At 48.1% G+C, this 8137-nt stretch carries 7 protein-coding genes; all 7 read right to left on the bottom strand.

From position 1 onward, the window contains the following. Positions 1–1112, bottom strand: a 1112-nt coding sequence (locus STRDD11_RS04950; protein WP_277592708.1) for a septation ring formation regulator EzrA, incomplete at its 3' end; no start/stop codon positions are given. Positions 1113–1355: 243 nt separating this feature from the next. Continuing rightward, positions 1356–3305, bottom strand: a complete 1950-nt coding sequence (gene gyrB / locus STRDD11_RS04945) for a DNA topoisomerase (ATP-hydrolyzing) subunit B (RefSeq protein WP_128835961.1) — start codon at positions 3303–3305, stop codon at positions 1356–1358. 12 nt (positions 3306–3317) lie between these two features. After that, complete coding sequence (locus STRDD11_RS04940; RefSeq protein WP_164828382.1) at positions 3318–3884, bottom strand: HAD-IA family hydrolase; 567 nt, start codon at positions 3882–3884, stop codon at positions 3318–3320. A 1008-nt stretch (positions 3885–4892) separates the two neighbouring features. Further along, positions 4893–5441, bottom strand: coding sequence for a DJ-1 family glyoxalase III (locus STRDD11_RS04935; RefSeq protein WP_128835956.1), 549 nt, complete (start codon positions 5439–5441; stop codon positions 4893–4895). 74 nt (positions 5442–5515) lie between these two features. Next, positions 5516–6751: an FtsW/RodA/SpoVE family cell cycle protein gene (locus tag STRDD11_RS04930; protein ID WP_128835953.1), complete on the bottom strand. Its 1236-nt coding sequence runs from the start codon at positions 6749–6751 to the stop codon at positions 5516–5518. A 12-nt stretch (positions 6752–6763) separates the two neighbouring features. Further along, the gene (locus STRDD11_RS04925) at positions 6764–7738 is read right to left on the bottom strand and encodes a YeiH family protein (protein ID WP_128835951.1); all 975 of its coding nucleotides are present in this window, start codon (positions 7736–7738) and stop codon (positions 6764–6766) included. A gap of 111 nt (positions 7739–7849) precedes the next feature. Continuing rightward, the coding region (locus tag STRDD11_RS14175; RefSeq protein ID WP_277592703.1) for a helicase C-terminal domain-containing protein at positions 7850–8137 on the bottom strand (288 nt) is incomplete at its 5' end.

Below are 8137 nucleotides of genomic sequence, written 5' to 3'. Positions count from 1 at the left end.
ACTGCTCCCAGCACTACATCTTCCTGAGCAGACAGCTCAGCCTGCAGCTCCTTGACATGTGACGTTTCAGGTTCAGTCAGAAGGAAGGTCTGAGACAGACGGTCCATTTCCTGCTGCAGCTGCTGGTTATTTTCCTTAGTATGAGCCAGATAGCTGGGGAGATTTTTAATCAGTTTTTCAACGACCTTATGCGCTTCGATTTCCTTAGTAAAAACAGCATAAAGGGCGTTGATTTCTTCCTGAGCCTGTTCATTTTCATACTCAGCATTGTCCAGCTCTAAGGCAGCAATATTGCTTTCATTGCGCTTGAAGCTGGCATGCAGCTGCTGAAAACGTGATTCCAGATCTGTTTCAATGAAATGGTAGCCAGACTCCAGTAATTTGCGGTGGCCGGACTCCAAGTCTTCCAGCTGATCAGGCAGTTTGACCGTTAGCTCTTCGACGATGGACGGCACTTTCTCTACGATATGGGTCAGTGCCAGAATATGATCCTCTGCCTTATCTAAGATTTCAGCCGCCTCAACTGGGTCACCCGAAGAATTGAGGGTGACAAACTGAGAAAACTCTGACTGAATATGCTCCAGCTGCTTTTCAATCTCAGGCAGGGCCTGACCATAAGAATCTGAATGGTCAGCCACCCGGACCTGCAGTTTGTCAAAGAGATCCAGAGCGTGCAGCACGCGGCCGCTGTTCTTAGACTCCTGCTTTTCCAAGTCTTCCAGAGCCCGGCGAATGAGCTTGATATCCTCATCAATCAAGTCAATCTGACTTTCGATATTACCAATAGCATGCTTGGCTTTCATGAAACGGAAAGAATTATTATAGCCCTCTGCTTCAAAGAGATTATTTTCAATATCCGCAAATGAATTGAGAGACAGGTCCACCCATTTCTGATTCCATTCCCGGAAGGTCACCTGACTCTGTCCAATCAAGTGCATATTTTTTACAGCTTCCACTTCATCGTTTACAGGAAGATTGTAGAGTTCTTCTTTTCTATCTTCCAATTTTTGAAGTAGAGCTTCATTTCTTTTTCTCATCAAAACTGCAGTAAAGTACCCTAGAATCAAAAGCAGAGCTACCACAATAATGAGAATAATTAGTCCAATAGACATACAAAACTCCTTCATATTGTTACTATAGTCATTCAGTCCGGCTTTTATGCTGTTTTCAGCCCAGCTTCGCTAAGTCTGAGAATGCCTGTGCTTGGCTGCGGCAGCATGCCCTTGACCAGATGTTTTCAAGGCCGCTCTTCTGCTCTTGTTTCAGCCGCCTAAAAGCAAACCATAAGACTATATATAGCAAACATACTGATTATATCATAATTTTGTCAGTAATGGTTGATTTTTCTGATTTTTTTAGACATCAAGTGTACTGTACACTGCATTTTCTTCGATAAATTCTCGGCGCGGTTCGACACGGTCGCCCATGAGCATATCAAAAATCCTGTCAGCCTCTGCGGCATCATCCACAGAAACCTGCGCCATTAAGCGGTGTTCAGGATTCATAGTCGTCTCCCACAGCTGGTGGTCATCCATTTCCCCCAGCCCCTTGTAGCGCTGAATGGTGGGTTTGGAACGGCCCTCGCTGTAGCGAGCCAAAGCAGCCTGCAGCTCTTCTTCCTGATTGGCCCCGGGCTGGATATACTCTTTGACATCGCTTCCGACCTTAACGCCATAGATAGGCGGCTGGGCGATATAGACAAATCCAGCTTCCAAAACTGGCTTCATATAGCGGTATATCAGGGTCAGAAGCAGGGTCCGGATATGGGCACCGTCCACGTCGGCATCGGTCATGATGACCAATTTCTGGTAGCGGGCCTTGCTGACATCAAAATCAGCACCAAAGCCTGTTCCCATCGCTGTAAAGAGACTGCGGATTTCTTCGTTGGCCAGGATTTTGTCCATGCTGGCCTTCTCGACATTAAGAATCTTACCGCGAATCGGCAGGATGGCCTGAAATTCCCGGTTGCGGCCGGACTTGGCTGAACCGCCGGCTGAATCTCCCTCTACGATAAAGAGTTCGGTCTCTGCCGGATTATTGGACGAACAGTCGGCCAGTTTGCCGGGCAGATTGGAAATTTCCAGACCGGACTTCTTGCGGGTTACTTCCCGGGCCCGCTTCGCTGCGATACGTGCCTTAGAGGCCAAAATCCCTTTTTCTACGATTTTCTTAGCAACCGCAGGATTTTCCAAGAGGAAGTCTGAAAAAGCTTCACTGAAGAGACGGTTGGTAATCTTGACCACTTCGCTGTTGCCCAGCTTGGTCTTGGTCTGTCCCTCAAACTGAGGATTGGGGTGTTTGACCGAAATAACAGCTGTCAGGCCTTCCCGGACATCCTCACCGGTCAGATTGTCCTCATTTTCTTTTAGCAGCTTGTTTTTCTTGGCATAGTCATTGATGACCCGCGTCAGGGCAGTACGGAAGCCTTGCTCGTGCGTTCCGCCCTCATGGGTATGGATATTGTTGGCAAAGCTCATAACCGTTTCATGGTAGCCGGTCGTGTACTGCATGGCTACTTCCACGGTGATATCGTTCATCTCCCCGTCTGTATAAATAGGCGTTTCAAAAATGACATCCTTATTTTCATTGATGTACTGGACATAGCTGGCAATTCCACCCTCATAGTGGTAGTCCTTGGTCTGCTCCAGCCCTTCCCGCTTATCAGAGATAGAAATTCTGAGGCCGCGGTTAAGGAAGGCCAGCTCCTGCACCCGCTTGTTGAGCTTTTCAAAATCAAATTCTACTGTTTCAGTGAAAATTTCCGGATCCGGTGTGAAATGGACCGTGGTACCGGAGCGGTCTGTTTCTCCGATAATCTCCAGATCAGCCACGACCTGACCGCGGCGGTACTCCTGAAAATGAATCTGACCGTTTTTATAAACGCGGACATCCAGCTGGGTCGAGAGAGCATTTACAACGGAAGAACCAACCCCGTGCAGACCTCCTGAGACCTTGTAGCCGCCGCCGCCGAATTTGCCTCCGGCGTGAAGGACGGTAAAGACGGTTTCCACAGCCGGCCGGCCGGTCTTTTCCTGAATATCGACAGGGATGCCGCGCCCATTGTCCACAACCGTGATGGAATTGTCTTTTTCAATAAAGACCTGAATGTGACTGGCAAAACCAGCCAAAGCTTCGTCAATGGAATTGTCAACAATTTCCCAAACCAAATGGTGCAGACCTTCCTTGGAGGTCGAACCGATATACATGCCCGGACGCATCCGAACGGCTTCCAAGCCTTCTAAGACCTGAATCTGACTGGCGTCATATTCCTGCGCTTGTATGTCTTGTTGCTTTTCTTCTGTCATAGTGTTCCTTTTCTAATCAATGGCTATAAATTCTTCAAGATGCTGCATACTGTCAAAAAGATAGGTGTCAAATCCTGCTGCCTGACCGGCCTCCATGTCCAAAGAACGGTCTCCAATCACTAAACCCGCAGCAATCCGGTACTTGTCTTTTAAATAGAGCATGGAGGCCGGACTGGGCTTTCTCTCAAAGCCATTATCCGCTGTGACCACCTCAGTAAAAGCAGCAGCAATGCCGGTCTTGCTCAGAATTTCCCAGACCTGACTGCCTCGGTGGGAAATCAGGAAATTCCGGCCGCCCTTGTCCACAATCCGCTCGAGCAGCTCTGCCGCCCCGTCAAATAAGACAGGATGTTCCAGTTCTTCTGCTTCACTGGCCTTATAGAGCTGTAAAAAGTCCTTTTCTTGGGAAGCAAACTGCTGAACGGCATAATCCGTAGAAACCTTCAAGGCCCGATAAACCTCATCATGGCCGGCTGACTTGCCAAACTTCTGCAAAGTATGGACAAAGGCTGCCGTCGAAGTTTCATAATTATCCAAGAGCGTTCCACCTAAATCCCAGATGTAATCTTGATAATTCATACCTTTCATTATATCATATTTTTTGCAAAAAAGGTGCGAATATTTACCAGAATCTGCCTGTTAAAGCCATTCTTTCAAAAGATATTTCATACCCATTTAAACTTAGATTCATATCCTTTTTCTCAAGCAAGAGCGGACGGCAGCTTCAGCACTCCACTCCCCCGAAGGGGAACCGTTTCAGCCTATCATCTTGAAATAAGAAAATGAAAGACTGCGAGCTGCTCAAAAGATAAAGCTTCCGTTAGGAAGTGTCAGCTGTACTGGCCTACGGCAAAGTGAACTAACAAAGCAATATAGTCTTTTAGTTTGCTTTTAGTACGAGGCAGCGAGCCGCAGACAGTACTGGCGTACGGCAAGGCGAGCTAACAAAGTAATAAAAGATAAACTAAATGACGATATAAAGATAAACTAAATAATGATATCAGCCCCAAGCTCTTTGCCTCGCTTGCTCATTTCCAGGATTGGGCGGTTGGAGCAAGGCGGAGGATGACAGTCTAAACAGCCTGACGAGGCTCTTTGACTTTCGCTGTTCTTGCTTGGCAGGCAAGCCCCTGTGCAAAGCGCCTCTTCAGCAAAAAACACCTCCAAAAACAGGAAGTGCCCTTTGCTGGATTCGGCCAGTAGTATCTAGTCTTTTAGTTTACTCCTATACTAAATTCAAACCACGTCAGCAATCCTCATGCTGTACTGATATACGGCAAAGTGAACTAGCAATATAAAGATAAACTAAATGGCGGTAGAGTCTATATTAAACTGATTCGGAAATGTTCTCTTTTCCCCAGATTGCCTTCTGCCGCCAACAGTGCCAAAATCGGGCGATGGCAGTCTCCCACGATGGCTGCGCCATCCTTCCAGACCATTGGAAGCTCGCAGTATCATCTTTTTCAAGATGCAAGCAAGGGGTTCGGGAATTGGCTGCTGTCTCTTCTTAGCCAAGAAATGCAAAAGAAGAAGGCGGATCCGTTTCCGAACAGGTCTCTTTGATAAATCGCTTTTGCCATGAAAGGCCTATTGGCCAAATACATCTGTATAGAGCATGGCAGCGGCCAGTTGGTCTGCATCTCCGCCCAGCTGGCGAACCAGCTCATAGGCAAAGGCCAGAGCAGTCGAGGGACCGCGGCTGGTAATCAGGCTGCCGTCAACGACTACGGTCTCTTTGCGGTAGTTTCCGTCCTCAATCCCTTCCTGAACACCGTCATAGCAAGTGAAGTCCTTTCCTTTGAGCAGGCCTGCACGGCTGAGGGCAATCGGTGCTGCGCAGATAGCTGCTGTAAACTTCCCCTTTTCCTGGAAGCTGCGCAGTTCTTGCATCAGCCGGTCATCATCGCGAAGATTGGCTGAGCCCGGCATGCCGCCCGGCAGAACAACCATATCATAATCCTCCAGCCGGCCGCTCCATACTTGGTCTGCCTGAACGGTAATACCGTGCGAACCAGTCACGGTTGCTGCAAATCCAATCATGTGGCAGGTCATTCCTGCCCGGCGCAGGACATCAACTACCGTCAAGGCTTCAATTTCTTCAAAACCGGGAGCTAAGAGTAATGCTATTTTTTTCATAAGCTTTCCTTTCTAAAATGAGGGCTGGCAGCAGCCGCGCACCACGGCTGCTGACTGTCGGCCAAAAACATTGGCTATTTTAATTTTTTCAGCACCACTTTCTTGCGGACCAGCGGCAGCTTCTCTTTCCTTTCATCATGGAGAGTGTTTTGATAAGAGAATGACAGCAAGAGACCAACACCAATGAGATTGCTGATGATGGAGGACCCCCCCTGAGAAATAAAGGGAAGCGGAATCCCAGTCAGCGGCAGAATACCAGTGACCGCTCCGATATTTTCAAAAATATGAAAGAGCAGCATCATGATAAATCCCGTTGAAATATAGGTGTAGAACTGATTATTGGATTTAATGGTAATTTTCAGCATCCGGTAAATCAAGAGCAAATAGAGAACGATGACCAGCGTTGAGCCCAGAAAGCCAAAGTCCTCAGCTATGACCGTGAAGATCATGTCGCTTTCACGAACCGGCACCAGAAGATTGGACACATTGAAACCTTGGCCTGTCAAGCCGCCGCTGCCGATAGCAATCTGTCCCTGAGCCTGCTGATAGGTTGTTGTCTGGGCATAGTCAAAAGGATGCAGCCAAGCTAGGATACGGTTGATTTGATAGGTTGGCATGCCCAGAGTATTGTGGAGAAAGGCCCGCCCGCCGTCCGAGATGAAAATAAAGAGAAAAGCAGACAGCAGCACTGCTCCTGTCAAAAAGACAGGCAGGATGATTTTCCAGGAAACACCTGACAGGAGGATGATGCCGCAGTAGATAGCGACAAACACCAGAGCCGTTCCCAAATCGCTCTGCAGCGCCAGCAGCAGCAGCACCGGCAGGGTCAAGAGACCCAGTTCAAAAATCAGCAGAAAATCCAGCTTCAGCGTGCGCACTTCCTTCTTGTGCTTCTGCAGAAACTGCACCAGCAGCCGGGACAGCATGAGGATGTAGGAAATTTTCATAAATTCCGACGGCTGAAAGAGTGTGACACCGCCGACTGCAATCCAGTTTTTGGCTCCTGTCGAAGCAACCAGCGAATCATTGTAAAAAATCAGCGGCAGCACCATCAGGCCCAATCCTAAAACATAAAGATAAGGCGTCATCTGCCAGAGAAATTTGGTATTGAAAAACATGACGATGAAGCTAATCAGAAAACCGACTGCAATCCAGGCAATCTGCTGACCGACAATATTCCAGACATTGTCAGGATAGTCGTGGCTGACAGCAATATAAATGGCTAATACGCCGATAGCCAGCAAAATCAGCACCGGCAGAATCAGGCTATAGTCAATTCGGGACTCAAAAGTCCGCCTTTGGTAAGACATATTCCCTCCTTGTTAGAAAAAATACTGAATCAGTAAGCTGGAAAGAGCGACACAAAACCAGGAAAAGGCTCCCGTCAGCAAAGGGGCTGCGCCAGCCTCCCTAAACTGTTTGAAGGAAACTTTGGCTCCGATGGCTGCCAGAGCCATGGCCATGAGCCACTGGGACAGCAGTTTGCTGTAGGGAAGCAGGGCTGCGGGCAGGATACCCCAGCTGCTGACGAGCGAAGCCAGCACAAACCACAAAATAAACCATGGAAAAATCTTTTTCAGCTCTACCTTTTTAGCAGCCTGCTTTGAGCGAGCATAGCGGCAGCCGGCAAAAATCAGGCAGGCCGGTACAATCATCAGCGCCCGGCTGAGTTTGACAATCGTTGCCAAATCACCGGCCGGCTGGCTGTAAGTATAGCCGGCAGCTACAACGGATGAAGTATCGTTAATGGCCGTCCCTGCCCAGGTCCCAAAGAAAGCATCCGGCATTTGCAGCAGGTGTCCTAAAAAAGGAAAGATAAAAACTGCCAAAATATTGAAGAAGAAAATCGTTGACATAGACAGGGCGATGTCCTCTTCTTCTGCTTCTAAAATCGGAGAAGCCGCTGCAATAGCAGAGCCGCCGCAGATTGCTGTTCCAAAAGCAATCAGCAGGGTCAGCACCTGCTTCATTCCAAAAAATCTGCCAGCCAGACCTGCTGCACAAAAAGCAATGAGAATGGTTAAGATGCTGACTCTGAGCGAAGCAAATCCTGTTTCCGAAACCTGACCGATTGACAGGGAGAAGCCCAAAAAGATGATGGCATACTGCAGAAGTTTTTTGCCGGAATAGCCCAGACCTGCCTGAAAGGCAGCTGGAATTTCGACAGTATTGCTGCAGACCATTCCCAATACAATAGCAAAAACGCTGGAGCCAATCAGGGGCAGCTGGCCGCCCAAGAAAATAGAAAGAGCCGCCAGCCCAAAGGACAGGAGCAGACCGGGCAGATATTTTTTCACGAATAAACCTTCTTTCCTATTCTTACCATTATAACAGATTTTGAAAAGAGTAACTGAGTCAATCTGCAGAATTTTTTAAAAAACAGCCTGACTGGCTGGAAACTTTCCAAATCAGTCCGACTGTTCCTCGTCAAAAAAATCCGCTGCTTTCTGTAATATTTCCGGCTGAGACAGACTCTCAAAAGAAGCCAGCTGGCTCAGATGATGCTGAATCTGCTTGCCGTAACGCTTGGTCAGGATGCGGTTGTCCAGTAGAATGACTGCTGATTTCTGGCGCTCATTGCGGCGCGTCCTGCCGATAGCCTGCTTGAGACGCAGAATAGCCAGCGGCAGCTGATAGTCATAGAAAGAATTTTTGCCGTCAGCTTTCAGATAGCTGTTGATTTTCTGCACAAAAAA

It is taken from the genome of Streptococcus sp. DD11 (genome assembly GCF_001578865.1).
GTDB classification, from domain to species: Bacteria; Bacillota; Bacilli; order Lactobacillales; family Streptococcaceae; genus Streptococcus; species Streptococcus panodentis.
The sequence above is the reverse complement of the archived record's forward strand: the minus strand, read 5'-3'. Positions and strand labels throughout refer to the sequence as shown.